This is a genomic window from Amycolatopsis circi, assembly GCF_003385235.1.
GTDB classification, from domain to species: Bacteria; Actinomycetota; Actinomycetes; order Mycobacteriales; family Pseudonocardiaceae; genus Amycolatopsis; species Amycolatopsis circi.
Window position 1 is genome coordinate 1 of sequence record NZ_PQIA01000043.1, and the last position, 16,176, is coordinate 16,176.

At 69.6% G+C, this 16,176-nt stretch carries 12 protein-coding genes; 3 read left to right on the forward strand and 9 right to left on the reverse strand.

The annotated features are described in order from the left end of the window. From D0D37_RS19935 to D0D37_RS19970, 8 genes are all read right to left on the reverse strand, one after another. Positions 1-2,576 (reverse strand): ATP-binding protein (locus D0D37_RS19935; RefSeq protein WP_116202069.1); only part of this gene is annotated, 2,576 nt, incomplete at its 3' end. Between the two features lie 421 nt (positions 2,577-2,997). Next, positions 2,998-3,204: a hypothetical protein gene (locus D0D37_RS19940; RefSeq protein WP_116202070.1), complete on the reverse strand. Its 207-nt coding sequence runs from the start codon at positions 3,202-3,204 to the stop codon at positions 2,998-3,000. 185 nt (positions 3,205-3,389) lie between these two features. After that, positions 3,390-3,587, reverse strand: coding sequence for a DUF397 domain-containing protein (locus D0D37_RS19945; RefSeq protein ID WP_116202071.1), 198 nt, complete (start codon positions 3,585-3,587; stop codon positions 3,390-3,392). A gap of 13 nt (positions 3,588-3,600) precedes the next feature. Beyond that, on the reverse strand, positions 3,601-4,500 hold the full coding sequence (locus tag D0D37_RS19950; RefSeq protein WP_116202072.1) for a helix-turn-helix domain-containing protein: 900 nt from the start codon (positions 4,498-4,500) through the stop codon (positions 3,601-3,603). A gap of 427 nt (positions 4,501-4,927) precedes the next feature. Then, the gene (gene tesB / locus D0D37_RS19955; RefSeq protein ID WP_116202073.1) at positions 4,928-5,827 is read right to left on the reverse strand and encodes an acyl-CoA thioesterase II; all 900 of its coding nucleotides are present in this window, start codon (positions 5,825-5,827) and stop codon (positions 4,928-4,930) included. Positions 5,828-5,863: 36 nt separating this feature from the next. Further along, complete coding sequence (pyk, locus tag D0D37_RS19960; RefSeq protein ID WP_116202074.1) at positions 5,864-7,288, reverse strand: pyruvate kinase; 1,425 nt, start codon at positions 7,286-7,288, stop codon at positions 5,864-5,866. 157 nt (positions 7,289-7,445) lie between these two features. Continuing rightward, complete coding sequence (locus D0D37_RS19965; RefSeq protein WP_116202114.1) at positions 7,446-8,111, reverse strand: DUF2461 domain-containing protein; 666 nt, start codon at positions 8,109-8,111, stop codon at positions 7,446-7,448. A 60-nt stretch (positions 8,112-8,171) separates the two neighbouring features. Further along, complete coding sequence (locus D0D37_RS19970) at positions 8,172-9,398, reverse strand: glycoside hydrolase family 18 protein (RefSeq protein WP_116202075.1); 1,227 nt, start codon at positions 9,396-9,398, stop codon at positions 8,172-8,174. 169 nt (positions 9,399-9,567) lie between these two features. Here D0D37_RS19970 and D0D37_RS19975 point away from each other — a divergent pair, with 169 nt between their 5' ends. Both D0D37_RS19975 and D0D37_RS19980 read left to right on the forward strand, forming a co-directional pair. Next, positions 9,568-9,870, forward strand: coding sequence for an ArsR/SmtB family transcription factor (locus D0D37_RS19975; protein ID WP_182890918.1), 303 nt, complete (start codon positions 9,568-9,570; stop codon positions 9,868-9,870). Between the two features lie 10 nt (positions 9,871-9,880). Beyond that, positions 9,881-11,317, forward strand: coding sequence for an aromatic amino acid ammonia-lyase (locus D0D37_RS19980; RefSeq protein WP_116202076.1), 1,437 nt, complete (start codon positions 9,881-9,883; stop codon positions 11,315-11,317). A gap of 99 nt (positions 11,318-11,416) precedes the next feature. Here D0D37_RS19980 and D0D37_RS19985 read toward each other — a convergent pair whose 3' ends face one another. Then, a complete protein-coding gene (locus D0D37_RS19985; RefSeq protein ID WP_162834342.1) occupies positions 11,417-14,260 on the reverse strand; it encodes an ATP-binding protein in 2,844 nt (947 codons plus the stop codon). 141 nt (positions 14,261-14,401) lie between these two features. Between D0D37_RS19985 and D0D37_RS19990 the strand changes: the two genes are divergently transcribed. Further along, positions 14,402-16,144: a putative Ig domain-containing protein gene (locus D0D37_RS19990; protein WP_244223582.1), complete on the forward strand. Its 1,743-nt coding sequence runs from the start codon at positions 14,402-14,404 to the stop codon at positions 16,142-16,144. Positions 16,145-16,176: the final 32 nt, after the last annotated feature.

Below are 16,176 nucleotides of genomic sequence, written 5' to 3' on the forward strand. Positions count from 1 at the left end.
CCCGCCCCCCACAACTCCGGATCGGCGGGCCCCTCCAACGCCGAAGCAGCAGCCTCCATCCGAGCGAGCCAAGCCCGCCGCTCCGGCCCCACAGTCCCGGAACGCGGATGCCCCTCGGCCGCACAACGCCGCCCATGCTCCAAAAGCCGCCGCCCCCGCGCGACAAAGGCGTCCGCCGCGGCAAGATCCCCCTTGACCCGAGCCTCCGCGGCCAACGCCGCAGCCGACGGAATCGCCAGCGCCACGATCCGAATCCCGCCGAGCAACGCGGCCTCGACCTTCTCCAGCCACAGCACCAATTCGTCAGTGATCCGCAGCGCCTCGGAATGCTCCCCGCGCCAAGCGGCCAACTCAATCGCAGCATCCCCAGCGGACAAGGCGATCTGCAGATCAGCCATCCACTGCTGACGTAGATTCGGCAACACCTTCGCCGCATCCGCGAACCGACCGCGCCCCACCAGGAACAACACCCAGTTAGCCAAGATCCGCGCAGCGACCGCGCTGGACACGCCCCGCCGCGCGCGGCCCGCAGCGTCCTCCTTAGGCCAATCCCCGCTGAGGTACCGCAAATACAGAAGCCGGGCCCGCAACTCCAGCCCGTACGCACTCCAGGTAAGCCCGACCGCCTCCGCCCTCTCGACTCCGCGCGCGGCGTGGGCGAGCGCCAGATCCATCTCGGCCTGGTCGTCGTAGCTGAGGGCTAGGAAGTACATCGCGCGGATCTCGACGTTTAACGCTCCCGCGTCGTGCGCCTTGCCTTCGGCCTCGCACAACCGCTCGCGAGCCTCGACCGAGTCGCCCGCGCTGTCAGCCAGCGTGCCCAGCGTGACCAGCGCAGATGCCTCAGCACCGACCGCACCGACCGCGCGTGCGTCGGTGACTGCGGTGTGCGCGCTGGCCAACGCCTCGTCCGGTTGGTCGAGGAGCCGCTGGAACCCGGCCCGCGAGGCCAGCACCCACGCCCGCGCTCCGCTCGGCTCACGGTCGGCGACCAGTTCCCAGGCGCGCTCGATCGCCCGGACAGCCTCGTCGAACGTGCCTTCCAGGGTGAGCAGCGTTTCGGCCAGCCGACGCCAGACCTTCGCCGCGTGCTCGGGCGACGCGTCCGGCTTAAGAGCTTCGGTGGCGGAGCGCGCGTACGCGACCGCGCGTTCCGGTTCGCCGGAAGTGCCAGCGAAGTACGAGGCTTCGCTGAGCAGCTTCAACTCGTCGACACCCTCTGGACGGTTTTCCGGAGCGACAGCGTCCCAAATGGACTGTGCTTGCTCGATGTGCCGCAGAGCCGCACCGGGCGCGCCGAGTTTTTCCGCTTCGTCGGCGGCGCGCAGCAACGCGGAAAGGGCGGTGTCGAAGTCCCGGCTTTCCAGGCTGTGGAAGGCCAGCTTGGCGTCGTGGCCGCGCCCCTGCGGCATCGACTGGATCCGTGCCGCGTATCCGGCGTGCATCCGCGTGCGTTCGCCGGGAAGCAGGTCCGCGTAGACCGCTTCCTGCAGCAAGGCGTGGCGGAAAGTGTAAAAACCGTGCTCGATGACCAGGACATGGTGCTGCACGGCTTCCCGCAGCGCCTCGTCCAGCTCCAGGTCGCCGATGCCCGCTACTTGCGCGAGCGCGGCGTGGGACACCGATTCGTTGGCGACCGAGATGACGCGGAGGACTCGCCGGGTCTCGGCGGGGAAGCGTTCGAGCCGGGCCAGAAGGACTTCGGCGAGCCCGGCGGGAAGATCTTGACAGTCCGCACCCGTGGCGAGGAGTTCCTCGACGAAGAACGGATTGCCCTCGGAGCGTTCGGCGATGTCCGCGACCACGTCCGGCGACAGCGGTTCTTCAGCGAGCGCAGCGACGAACGCGCGCGCGTCGGCCGGTCCGAACGGGGCCAGCGCGACCTGTTCGACGGTGTTGAGCCGGACCAGTTCGGACAGCAGACCGCGCAGCGGATGCCTGCGGTGGACGTCTTCCTCGCGATAGCTGCCGACGACCAGCAGCCGCTGCGCGCGCAACCGGCTGAGCAGGAAGGACAGCAGGTTGCGGGTGGAGGAATCCGCCCAGTGCAGGTCTTCGAGCAGGACGACCACCGGCTGCGCCTGGCCGACCTCGGTCAGCACCCCCAGTACCGCGTCGAACAACTGGAGCTGACCCAGGTCCTGCTCAGGCCGCACCCGGCGGACGCCCTCGCGCTCCCCTTCCGAAACCTGCCCGTGGTCGCCGATGGCCGCGGGCTGCGGATCGCCGCCTTGCGGCAGCAGCATCCCCAGCGCGGACCGGGCCCGCACCGCGGCCGAAACCGCGGGATCGGCCGACGACCCGAGCGGAGCCAGCGCCTCGGCGAACGGCAAGTAGGGCAGGCCGCCGTCGCGCACGTCGATGCACCGGCCGGTGAGCACGAGGCCGCCGCAAGCGGCGACGTGCTCCCCGAGCGCGGTGAGCAGCCGGGTCTTGCCGACCCCGGCGTCGCCCGCGATCAGCACCGCACCTGCTTCTCCGCGTTCTGCACGCGCGAAGGCCGCTCGCAGCCGCCGCATCTCGTGCGTGCGGGCGACGAGCGGAATACCGGAACCGAGACGAGGCACGAGATGCATTCTCGCCTACACCCCCGACAGTTCCGGCATGGATTTCCTCGTGGCGGCCGGTTCGGCCAGTGATCTCCGTCCGATCAGCGGACGAAGGGTGTTCTCGAGCGGCCCGCCGCGTCTCTTCAGAACCGGTCCGGCCGGTGCTCCGGGGACCGACCGGCGCGCGGGCCGCGGCAAGTTCCTGGCGGAGCAGGCCGCCGCCTAGCTCGCGGCGGTGCTTCAGTGCGTATTAGGGAGAAGTCCGTGAGGGGAACCCTCACGGACTCTGATTCCCGCAGGGTTCCCCTCACGGACCTCTGCGGGAGCTTCGCCTGGCGGGCGTCGCGGGCCGGGCGCGTCCGGCGGGCGGAGCGGCCAGGCCGGAACCCGTGTTCCGGCTCGTCCGCCCCGCCCGACCCCCTTGCCGTCCCCGACCCGGGACCGGGGCTCAAGCGCTATGTCGCGCCCTTGCCTCCGGTACCGTCGCCGCGCGCCTTTGCTGGCGGGGCACCTCGACGTTCGTGATGCGGTGTGCGCGCACCCAGCGGACGACGCGGTTGCCGCGGCTCATGCGGGCGTGGCGGGCGGCGCGGCGCAGTTCGGCCATCCGGTAGTCCACCTCGGCGCGAGTGGCGTCCCAGTTGTAGTCGCTCATCGGATTCTCCCCAGCGGGTCGTGGTTCCTTGACGAAGACCACTTTCGTGCTGAGGGCCCGCCCCGGACATCAGGTGATCGCCTACCCCCGGACGCGAAAAGACCCCTTACCCGCGCTTTCGACTAGGGAAGTCCAGGTCGAGCGGGGTAAGGGGTCTCAGTGCAACGATCAGCCGGGCGAACGGATCAAGCCTGTCCCCGGTCGCGCACCGCGTCCAGCAGGCCCTGCCAGCCGGCGGCGGGCAGGCGGAACGCTCCGCCTTCCGGGTCTTTGGAATCGCGCACCGCGGCGCCGCCTGCGACGAAGGCGACCTCGACGCAGTCGTTGCCGCCGCCGCTGTAGCTGCTCTTGCGCCACTGCGCACCGGAAAGGTCGGCCATCATGGTCCCCACATCCTCACTGTCTCGGGTTGGTTTTCCTCGGTTCCTGAACCACGGCGGCCTGTTCGGCGAACCGGCCGGCCGCGTCGGTGATCAGAGCCACCGAATCGTCCGGTTTCAGCGCTGCTGCGCGCAGGTGGTCGAACATCAGCGCGTAGCGCCGGACGTCGTCGGGCTGTTCGAGGTACAGGCCGCTGGAAGTGCTGTCGTCGACGTAGACCACGTCGGGATCGGCCTGCTCGGGGAAGCCCATGATGAGGAACGGTCCCTCCATGCCGGGGTGCGCCCCGGCTCCGAACGGCACCACCTGGACGGTCACGTTCGGCTTCTCGGCCATCGCGCTCATCCGGTACAGCTGTTCGGCCATCACCTCGGCGCTGTCGACCACGCGGTGCAGCACCGCCTCGTCGATCACCGCCCAGTACTCGACCGGCGGGTCGTCGGTCAGCAGCTGCTGGCGCGCCATCCGCGCGGCGACCCGGCGGCGGGTCTCGGACTCTTCGGCGTCCGGGCGCAGCGCGCGGATCACCGAGAACGCGTAGCGCTCGGTCTGCAGCAGCCCCGGAACCAGCAGCGCCTGGAACGCGCGCAGCGAACTCGCGTCGGCTTCGAGGCCGACGAAGGTGCCGGTGAAGACTTCGTTGTACGCGTGCCACCAGCCGCGTTTGCGTGCTTCGCGCGCGAGCTGGACGAGCGCTTCCTGCTCGTCGCCGGTGATGCCGTACAGCGCGAGCATGTCCCTCGCGTCGCGCGGGGTGACGCCTACGTGGCCGGTCTCGATGCGGCTCACTTTGGACGCTGAGCACTCCAGCTTCTCGCCGACCTCGTCGATGGTGAGATCGGCGGCTTCGCGCAGCCTCCGCAACTCGCTCGCGAGGCGCCGGCGGCGAACGGTCGGTCCCTGGCCTCTCGCCATGGCAGCACCTCCGGTCCGTATTGTTGCCCGCACTGCATATCTAACCAGGTGATCGACTTGTCAGTGGAGTAATAACGCCGGGGAATTCCCGCCGTCGCCGCGGGAGCCGCCCGTCACCGGTTCCGACCTGCATTGTGCAGACTGCGCTTGTACTCTGGCATCCTGCGGGCCGAGACGCGAATCCAGCCGCGCCGACCGCCCTGAGCAGCGTAGACGACGACCGTCCTCGGCTATTGCGGACACCGGCCGAATGCGGACGACCACGGTGTCCGGGGCCGCCCCCCGACCGGTCCCGGGCACCTTCCTTCGCCTCGCGGGTATTACTCAGACGTGTTTTTCCGCGCAATTTCGCCACCGGAGTGTGGCAGTTTCCGACGATTTCCTCGCAGACAGCCACGCTGAGTGGTCATCGATGGGGTGAACGTCCTTACCGGACCCGCAGCAGTCCTTCTTGGACCACGGTGGCGACGTGCAGGCCGTCGCGGGTGAAGAACCGTCCGGTCGCCAGCCCGCGGGCGCCCGAGGCGCTCGGCGACGTGCTGTCGTAGAGGAACCACTCGTCCGCCCGGAACGGACGGTGGAACCACAGCGCGTGGTCGAGGCTCGCGCCGAGCACCTTGTCGACGTCCCAGTACACGCCGTGCCGCGCGAGCACCGAGTCGAGCAGCGTCATGTCCGAGGCGTAGGCGAGCACGCAGACGTGCAGCAGCTGGTTGTCGGCCAGCGTTCCGTCGGCCCGCATCCAGACGCGGTGGTTCGCCGGGCGTTCGCCGGTCGTGCGGGTGACCCACGGCGGCTCGCCGATGTAGCGGATGTCGATCGGCCGAGGGCGTTCGCTGAAGCGCAGGCCGTAGCCGGCGGTCAGCTCGGGGAACGTCGGCAGCGACTCCGGGTCCGGCACGTCCGGCATCGTCTCGGCGTGGTCGATGCCCGGCTCGTCCTTCTGGAACGACGCGGACAGCGAGAAAATCGCCTTGCCGTGCTGGACGGCGACGACGCGCCGGGTGGTGAACGAGCGGCCGTCGCGAATGCGGTCCACTTCGTACACGATCGGGACGCTCGGGTCGCCGCCGCGGATGAAGTACGCGTGCAGCGAATGGACCCGCCGCTCCTCCGGGACGGTCCGGCCCGCCGCGACGAGCGCCTGTCCGGCGACCTGCCCGCCGAACACGCGCACCGGCGAGTGCGCGGGCGAAACGCCGCGGTAGATGTTCTCTTCGATCTTCTCCAGGTCCAGCAGCGCGACGAGCTTGTCCAGCACCGGCTGTCCGCCGCCACCGAGGCTCGTGTCGAGTTCGGTGGCGGCTTCCCTGGCCATCTCAGTCATGCCGGAACCTTATGTGCCAAGGTTCCGGCACGTCCCTTATGCGTGGTCGTCTTCACCGAGCCGGTGGACGTGGATCAGGTTGGTCGAGCCAACGGTCCCGGGCGGGGAGCCCGCGACGATCACCACGAGGTCGCCGCGCTGGTACTTGCCCATTTCGAGCATCGCGTGGTCGACCTGCTGGATCATCTGGTCGGTGGAGTCCACCCGCGGCACGATCTGCGTCGTGGTGCCCCAGGTCAGCGCCAGCTGGCTGCGGACGCTCTGCTCCGGCGTGAACGCCATCAGCGGCAGCCGCGTGTGCAGCCGCGCGAGGCGGCGCACGGTGTCTCCGGACTGGGTGAACGCGACCAGCGCCTTGGCGTTGAGCCGCTCGCCGATGTCGCGGGCGGCGTAGGAGATCACGCCGCGCTTGGTGCGCGGCACGTGCGACAGCGGCGGCACGACCGGCGAATCCGTCTCGACGGCCTCGACGATCCGGCCCATCGTCTGGACCGTCTCGATCGGGTACCGGCCGACGCTCGTCTCGCCGGACAGCATCACCGCGTCCGCGCCGTCGAGGACCGCGTTCGCGACGTCGGACGCCTCGGCACGGGTCGGGCGGGAGTTGTTGATCATCGACTCCAGCATCTGCGTGGCGACGATGACCGGCTTCGCGTTCTCGCGGCAGATCTGGATGGCGCGCTTCTGCACCAGCGGGACCTGTTCGAGCGGCAGTTCGACGCCGAGGTCGCCGCGGGCGACCATCACCGCGTCGAAGGCCAGCACGATGGCCTCGAGGTTGTAGACCGCCTCGGGCTTCTCGATCTTCGCGACGACCGGGAGACGTCCCTTGCCGACACGGTCCATGACCTGGTGCACGAGGTCGATGTCGGCGGGCGAGCGCACGAAGGACAGCGCGATGAAGTCGACGCCGAGGTGCAGCGCGAACTCCAGGTCCTCGATGTCCTTCTCGGACAGCGCGGGCACCGAGACGTCCATCCCGGGCAGCGACACGCCCTTGTTGTTGCTGACCGGCCCGCCCTCGGTCACCTCGCACACGACGTCCGGGCCCTCGACGTCCTTGACCACCAGGCCGACCTTGCCGTCGTCGACCAGCAGCCGGTCGCCCGGCTTGGCGTCGCGGGCGAGTCCCTTGTAGGTGGTCGAGACCCGGTCGTGGGTGCCGGCGACGTCCTCGACGGTGATCCGGACGACGTCCCCGGTGTGCCATTCCGCCGATCCGCTGGCGAACGTGCCCAGCCGGATCTTCGGTCCCTGCAGGTCGGCGAGAATCCCCACCGCCCGGCCGGTTTCGGCGGCCGCGGACCGGACCAGGTCGTAGACCTGCTTGTGGTCGCTGTGGCTGCCGTGGCTGAAGTTCATCCTCGCGACGTCCATTCCGGCGTCGACGAGTGCCCGCATCTTCTCCGGCGTGGAGGTCGCGGGACCCAATGTACAAACGATCTTCGCGCGTCGGCTCACGTCCGGAGAGCCTAGTCGCTCGAGCCGCTCGCGTCTGTACCGATCCCGAAGTTCCGGCCGGAGAACACGGGAAGGATTCAGTTCCGGCCACCGGCGTGCGCTGCGCGACCACGCCGCGCGCCGGCGCTCGGAATCACCCGTTCGGGGGATGCCGGGTTCAGCGCCGCGGTTTCTCGCTCGGACCCACGTGGTCGCGAGCCCATTCGTTGAACTTCCGCAGCTGGCGCCACGATTTCCGCACTCGGTCGAAGGTCTCGCGCTCGTGCAGGAAGTCGTCCGGCTCCCAGCCGCGGACGGCGTACACCGACCGGTGCCGCAAGAGGTCGAGGCGCGAGTGGTCCTCGGCGAACCCGCGCGGTTTCGACTTGAGCCGGTCGCCGAGAATTTCCCAGCCCGCCTTCCGCAGGCCTGCCAGGATTTTCTCCAGCGCGGGCCCGTGCAGTTCGGTGTCGACCGCCGTGCGGTACCGGGCCAGCTGGTCGGAGGCCAGGTGGAAGCAGCCGCCGCCGACGCGCAGCCCGGCCGGGCCCACCTCGACGTAATACGCTCCCCCGCCGCGGCCGGACTCGATCACGCCGCCGCAGTGCGTCTTGTACGGCGTCTTGTCCTTGGCGAACCGGACGTCGCGATAGGGCCGGAACACCTTCGCCTCGCCGAAGCCCGCGCCGAACTCCGGCTCCAGCTCGGCCAGCAGCGCCTCCATCGGAGCCCGGACGTGCTCCTTGTAGACCGCCACGTGGTCGTCCCAGTAGGCCTTGGTGTTGTCCGCGAGCAGCCCGTCGTAGAACTCGACGGCGTGCTCCCCGAATCCGCTGAACTTCACCCGCAGCACGATAAACCGGGGCGCCGACAGAATCGGCGCCCCGGCGGCATCGAGCGGGGGTTACCTGGCGAGCGCGGTGATCAGCTCGCCGTTCGAGGTGTCGCCGGACAGCTCCCAGAAGAAGGTGCCGCCGAGGCCCTGGGACCTCGCGTACGACGTCTTGCCCGCGATAGTCGACGGGGTGTCGTAGCTCCACCAGTTCGAACCGCACTTGGCGTACGCGGTGCCCGCGACGGTTCCGGTCGCCGGGCAGCTCGTCTTGAGGATCTTGTAGTCCTCGATGCCCTGCTCGTACTTGCCCGGAGCCGGTCCGGTCGCGGTGCCGCCCGGCGCGCTCTGCGTGACGCCGGTCCAGCCGCGGCCGTAGAAACCGATGCCCAGCAGCAGTTTCGAGGACGGGACGCCCTCGGTCTTGAGCTTCTGGACGGCGGCGTCGGAGTAGAAGCCTTGCGTCGGCAGGCCGTTGTACGACGTGAGCGGCGAATGCGGCGCGGTCGGGCCTTGCGCGGCCCACCCGCCGAAGAAGTCGTACGTCATCACGTTGTACCAGTCGACATACTGCGCGGCGCCCGCGTAATCGGTGGCGTCGAGCTTGCCGCCGTTGCTGCCGTCCGCGGTGATCGCGGCGGTGACGAGCTTCGACGAGCCGAACTTCCCCCGCACTGCCGCGAGCAGCTTCTTCAACGCGTCGGGACCGCTCGTGTCACAGGTGAGGCCGCACGCGTTCGGGTACTCCCAGTCGAGGTCGATGCCGTCGAACAGCCCGGCCCAGCGCTTGTCGTTGACGAGGTTGTAGCAGGAGTTCGCGAAGGCTTCCGGGTTCTTCGCGGCCTGCCCGAAGCCGCCGGACCAGGTCCAGCCGCCGAACGACCAGATGATCTTCAATCCGGGATGCTTGGCCTTCAGCTTCTTGAGCTGGTTGAAACTGCCCGCGAGCGGCTGGTCCCAGGTGTCGGCGACGCCGTCGACGCTGCCCGCCGCGTCGTAGGTTTTCTGGTAGTCGGCCCACGCGTCGCCGATCGCGCAGCCGCCGCCGGTGACGTTGCCGAAGGCGAAGTTGACGTGCGTGAGCTTGTTCGCCGAGCCGGACGTCTCGATGTTCTTCACGTGGTAGTTGCGGTCGTAGATGCCCCAGTCGGTGAAGTAGCCGACCACCTTCCCGGCCGCCGCCTCGGTTCTCGCGGGCGCGGCCGTCGAAGCGGCGGGGACGAGCGCGGCCGCGGCGGCGAACGCCGCGGTCGCCAGGCCGGCCAGTGCCAGCAGGCGTTTTCTGCGCAAGCGAAGCATCGTTGCTCCCTTCAGGAGTCACCGTCGGTGACGAAGCGGTAACGGTGGGGACGAATGCACCGTAAGTGGACTAGACCACCGGGTCAATGGTTTAGACCATAAAACGGACATTCGGCGGTACTCGCATTCCTTGACAGGCATATGCCCCGCGAGGCAGATTTCCGGGGTGATGCAGACCTTCGACGTGCTGGCCGAACCCCGCCGCCGCGCGCTGCTGGACCTGCTGCTCGAGGGCGAGCGGTCGGTCGGCGAACTGGTGGCCGAGCTGCGGCTCAGCCAGCCCGCCGTGTCCAAGCACCTGCGCGTGCTGCGCGAGGCGGGGCTGGTGACCGTGCGAGTGTCCGCGCAGCGCCGCTGCTACCGGCTGCGCGCCGAGCCGCTGGCCGAAGTGGACGCGTGGCTCGCGCCCTACCGGCAGTTCTGGGCGGACCGGCTCGACGCGCTCGAACAGCGGCTGGACGAAACCGAGTGAGGAGCACGCCGTGATCCGAGTGGACGGCCGGACCCTGCGGTGCGCCGACGTGGTCACGGCGGCGCACACCGAAGGCCCATTGGCGATCGACGTGTCCATCGCCGCGATGCGCGCCGCCGAGCACTCGTGGAAGCTGGCCGAGGACCTGAGCACCCGGCGAGTGGTCTACGGCCGCACCACCGGCGTCGGCGCGAACAAGGACGACGCCGTCGACGAGCCCGCCGAGCACGGCCTTCGGTTGCTGCGCAGCCACGCCGGCGGCAGCGGCGACCTGCTGCCGGACGGCCAGATCCGCGCGATGCTGCTGATCCGGCTCAACCAACTGCTGACCGGCCGGTCCGGAATCAGTCCGGAGCTGATCGGCGCGCTCGCCGAAGCCGTCCGCACTGGCGCGCTGCCGGTAGTGCACCGACTGGGCGCTATCGGCACCGGCGATCTCGCCCCGCTCGCGGAAACCGCGCTCGCGCTGGCCGGAGAACGCGCGTGGGCGATCGGTACCGTGCCACCGGTTCCGGTGCGCGCGGGCGATGCGCTGGCCTTCATGAGCAGCAACGCCGCGACGCTCGCCGAAGCGACTCTCGCCGCGATGAGCCTAGACACGCTCACCCGCGCGAGCCACGCCGTCGCCGCGCTCACGTACGTGGCTCTCGACGGCAACCCGGAGGCGTACGCGACGCCTGTGCACGAAGCGCGCCCGCACGCCGGGCAGGTGGCGTGTGCGGCTGAGATGCGTCGGCTGCTGGGCATGCACGGCACGCCTAAGCCCGGGCGTCGGCTTCAGGATCCCTTCGGGTTGCGCGCTTTTCCTCAGGTGCAGGGTCCCGCTTTGGACGCGATCCATTACTTGCGCGACGTGCTCGCCGTGGAGATCAATGCCAGCACGGAGAATCCGATGATTTCCACGGTGCACGGCGATGCTTACCACCATGCGCATTTCCACACTGCGTACGTCTCGACTGCGCTCGACCAAGCCCGCGCCACTGTGCATCAGGTCGCGGAGCTGTCCGTGGCTCGGTTAGGTGACTTGGTGGAACCGGAATTCACCGGGCTGCGGCCGTTCCTCGCGGTCGGGCCGCCGGGGAGTTCCGGGGTGATGATTCTGGAGTATGTGGCGCACGACGCGCTGACCGAACTGCGGCAGGCGGCTTTGCCCGCGACGCTCGGGACTGCGGTGGTGTCGCGCGGGATCGAGGATCACGCGAGTTTTTCGACCCAGGCCGCGCGGGCTGCCACTGCGGCGGCGGCTGCTTATCGGCAGGTGCTGGCATGCGAACTGGTGGCGGCGGTGCGGGCGTTGCGGATCCGGAAGGCGGAGCTGGTGGACCTGCCAGTGCGGGCGGCTTTCGCGGCTGCGGTGGGTGTGTTGGATGAGCGGTTCGAGGATCGGCCGTTGACCGACGACATCGCGCAAGCGGCCGGGGTTCTTGACGAGCTGGCGCGGATCTGACTGACCGCAGTGGACACTTGGTTCTGCTCCCGCAAATGTCCGTGAGGGGAACCCTGACGGACTCTGATTCCCTCAGGGTTCCCCTCACGGACGGTCAGCTCAGTCCTCCGCCAACGCGTCCCGCCGCATTGTCGTGAACAGTTCCTCCGCCCGCCCACGATCTCGGGCCGCGGCAGCAGAGTCGCCTCGGTGGTCCGACAGATCAGCGTGCGCGGCGCTCACCCGGGCAAGCAGGTACGGCGAAGCCATCCGTTCAGCCAGCGAACGCGCCTCCTCCATGCTTTCCTCCGCCAGAGCAAGGGATCCGCACCGGAGGTAAGCAAGACCCTGCACCCGGAAAGCATCAGTGCGGGCAAGAATGTGGTCGATGTGCTCAGTACAGGCAACAGCCTCCGCAGCGGTATCCACAGCGGTCACCGGATCGCCAGCGGCCAGTTGCGCCTCGGCGAGGAACGGCAGCGCATCGGTCATCTGCCAGCTCCGCTCCCCCTGCATCGCAAGCAACGGCAGCAACCGACGCACCCCTTGCGCAGGACGGCCCGCGCGCACGTCGTTCTCCGCCAGTTGCGCGGACGCGTTGCAGATGATGTCGGCATTGTCGCTTTCCCGCCCCAGCCGAATCACTTGAGTCAGATCATCGGCTGCCGCGTCGAAGCGGCCGCAGGCTGACCACAGGGCACCGCGGCCGATGAGCGCCATCGCGCCGCACATGGGTGACCTGCCGTGTCCCGCGAGTTCCAGTGCTTGGCCGAACCGTCGCAGCGCGTCGCCCCAGCGGCCGACGTAGACCGCGCTCGCGCCGACGTTGCAGACCGCTCGGCTGAGCAGTTCCCGGTCCCCGAGTTGCTCGGCCAGCAAGAGGATCCGCTCGAACTGCCGGTCGGCCCGGACCAGTTCGCCGCGGTAGTGGTGCAGCACCGCGACCCCGGTCAGCGCTCGGACGACGATCTCGCGGTCGCCGCACAGTTCCGCGGTAGCGGCGGCGGTGTGCAGATCGGCCAGCGCGTCTTCGTTACGGCCGAGCAACCGCGACGCCAGGCCGCGGCGCAGGTGTCCGCCCGCGAGGCCGTGCTCGTCCCCCACCGCTTCTGCGGCGACGATCGCGGCGGTGGAGACCTCGACAGACTCCCGGTAGCGCGTGCTCTGGTAGAGGTTGGCGGCGCGAGCCAGCCGCAGCTGTACGGCCGATCCGCCGGGCCGGTCCTCGGTCAGCGTCGGCGCGATCCTGGCCAGCCCCTCGCGCGGAGTGCCGCGTTGGTAGTGCAGGTAGCCGATCCGGGCGATCACCAGGCGTTGCCGTTCCTCGTCGCCTTCCTTGCGGTACACCAAAAGCGCGCGTTCGGCGGCGGCGAGCGCGGCATCGTAGCGGCCAGCAGCGGCGAGTGCGTCCGCCCAGGCTTCGGCTGCTCCGGCGACCTCGGTCTGGGAACCGGTGCGGTCCAGCAGATCGACCAGCGCGCCCAGGTGCTGGGCGGCAGTGTCGTGCGCGGCTTGTCTGCTGGCTTTTTCCGCTGCGTGCCGCAAGGTTTGCGCGGCGCGTTCGGTGTCCTGCGCGTGCGTGTAGTGATAGGCCGCCGCCGCGCCGCCCAACGCCTCGGCGAGTCTGCGGTGCAGCACGTGCCGACGGCTCGGGGGCAGATCTCCGTTCATCACCTCGGCGACCAGTTCGTGAGTGAGCCGGACGCCCTCGGCGTTCTCGTCCAGCAGCCGCGCGGTGTGCGCGGGAGCCAGTACCTCGGACAGTTCGGCCGGGTCCAGCCCGGCGGCCGCGGCGAGGACGTCCGGGTCCATCCGCTGCTGCCCGACCGCTAGCAGCGTCAGCACTTCGGCCGTCCGTTCGGGCAGCGAACCGAGCTGCCGCCGCACCGCGTGTGCGAGTCCCCACGGCAGTTCCGCGGGCGGTTTGCCGGATCTGCCCAGTACGTGTCCCAGCTGGACCAGGAACAACGGAAGACCGCCGGCCAGCCGGAGCACCCGGTCCCGGGCGGACTGTCCCACTTCGGTCCCGGCGCTGTGGTGCAACAGCATCGTCGCGTCCTCGTCCGCCAGCGGAGCGAGCGAATGCTGGGTCAGCAAGCCTTTTCGGTACAGATCGAGCAGCGTGTCGGCCAACGGTTCGGCCGTGGCGATCTCGGTGTCGCGGTAGGCAGCGAGGAAACGGACGCGATCCGGCCGGACGTCTTGGACGAGCGAAGCCAGCAGCGCGAGCCCGTCCGGACCGGCCCATTGCAGGTCGTCCAGGATCACGAGCACGCCGTGCCGCCGGGCGAGCGTGTCAAGAAACCGCGCTGCTTCGGCGAACATCTGCCAGCGGGCGGGAACCGGTTCGGCGGTGCGTTGTTCCGGCACCAGGAACGCCAGACCGGGTCCGGCGGGATGCTCGGACACGTGCCGGGCGAACGCTTCGGAGAGCGGCGCGTACGGCTCGCCGCCGTGCCGGGAACACGCAGTGGAAAGCACCACCGTGCCCCGGGCTTCGGCGAGTGTCGCGGCTTCGGTCAGCAACCGGGTCTTGCCGATGCCGGTCTGTCCGGCGAAGACCAGAAACGACCTTCCCGTGCCCGAAATGTGCTTATCCAGCAAGGCGTGTTCCTCGACGCGGCCGATGAGATCCGGCGCTGGAGGCGCAGGCGGGACCGGCCGGTCCGGCGGACTTTGCCTGCCGCGCCGCGCGGCCGCCAGCAGTTCGGCACGGCCGTCTTCGGGCAGCGCGAGACCGTCGGCGAGCAGTTGCACGGTGACCCGCCGCGGATGCCGCTGCCCGCGTTCGAGATTCCCGACGCCGCGGGTGCTCAGCCCGCAGCGCTGCGCCAGTTGTTCCTGCGTCAGCCCGGCCGCCCGGCGCAGCCGGACCAGCGTCCGGTCGAACGTTTCCGTCGCGCCGTCCGGCATGTCCCGCACCTCCCGCCAGTCCATGGTCGCTCGCGCCGGGGCGTGGAACATCCTCCGAAGGTCGGGTTCCTCCTCCCGGCACAACAGCCGGTTGTGCCGGTTGTTCCTGGTTCCGGCCGCCTCGGTGAAATCCAATGGCGGCACCGCTTTTCGCCCGTCTCCGGGCAGCGGCGTACCAGGAAGGACGCGATGATGCGTGCAGGAATGACCTTGAGACGGCTAGCTGCCGCCGGTGCGGCGCTCGCTCTGGGGGCAGGGGTGGCGGCGACCTTCACCCCGACCGCCGACGCCAGCCCGCAGCTGAGCCCGGCGTCGTGCGCCAACGCCCCCGCCGGTTACGCGAAATGCCAGGCAGTGCAACTGGTTTCGTCAGGCGCACGGCCGGCGAACGCGATGAGCCCGACCGACCTGCAGAACGCCTACGGAGTCGCCGGGCTGAAGAGCGGCGGGACCACCGTCGCGATCGTCGACGCCTTCGACGACCCTGGCATCGAAAAGGACCTGAACGACTTCCGGTCGCATTGGAACCTGGGCTCCTGCACGAAGGCGAACGGCTGCCTGACCGTCGTCGGCCAGGACGGCACGAGCACGCTTCCGTCCAAGACCGACTCGGGCTGGGCGACGGAGATGGCCATCGACGTGGACGCGGTCAGCGCGCTCTGCCCGGACTGCAAGATCCTGCTGGTGGAAGGCAACAGCAACGAGGACAGCGACCTCGCGGCGGCCGTCGACAGCGCGGTCCGGCTCGGCGCGAAGATCGTGTCGAACAGCTACGCCGACCACGAAAGCGCGATCCCCTCGGACGCCGAGCAGCACTACAACCACCCGGGCGTCGCCATCCTCGGCGCCACCGGCGACTGGGGCAGCGAAAGCGGGACCCAGGCCGAATACCCGGCAACCTCCCCTGAGGTGGTCGCGGTCGGCGGCACCACGCTGACCGCGTCCGGCAGCGGCTACTCCGAAACCGCCTGGAACAAGGCGGGCAGCGGCTGTTCGAGCAAGTTCAGCAAGCCCGCGTTCCAGAACGGGATCAGCACCGCGTGCGACAATCGGGCCACTTCGGACATTTCGGCGGACGCGGATCCCAACAGCGGCATCACGATCTACGTCAACGGCCAGCAGTCGCAGTACGGCGGCACCAGTCTCGCCACGCCGATCGTCGCCGGCATCTGGGCGCTCGCGGGCACGCCTAAGGACGGCGACAACGCCGCGACCTACCCGTACGCGCACACCGGCGACTTCAACGACGTCACCTCGGGCAGCAACGGCAGCTGCGGCACCGTGATCTGCAACGCGGGCACCGGCTGGGACGGCCCGACCGGCCTCGGCACCCCGCACGGCGTCAACGGCCTCACCCCGGGCGGCGGCACCAACGGCAAGCTCAGCGTCAGCAACCCGGGCAACCAGAACAGCGTGGTGGGCAAGGCGGTTTCGCTGAAGGTCACCGCCTCCGGCGGCACCTCGCCCTACACGTACTCGGCGGACGGCCTCCCGGCCGGACTGGCCATCGACGGCAAGACCGGCTCCATCACCGGCACGCCGAGCGCCGCGGGCACCAGCAAGGTGACCGTGACGGCCACCGATTCCGCCGGGGCGACCGCGCAGGCTCCGTTCACCTGGACCGTCACGACGGCTCCGGTGGGCAAGCTGACCGCGAAGTTCACCACCGACTACGACTACGGGTTCGGCGCCTTCGCGCACTTCACGATCACCAACGGCGGCGCGTCGACTGCGAACGGCTGGACGCTGGCGTTCGACCTGGCTTCGAACGAGTCGCTGTCGAACACGAACCCGGGCACCGCGTCCGGGTCCACCGGGCACGTCGTGATCACCGGCCAGGACGCCATCCCGGCGGGCGGCAGCCTCACCGTGTCGCAGATCTACCAGGTGTCGGGCGGCTCGTTCACCGCTCCGGCCAACGTGTCTGTTTCCTGACCCGCTGAGAGTCGCCGTGCCGCGGGTCGCGG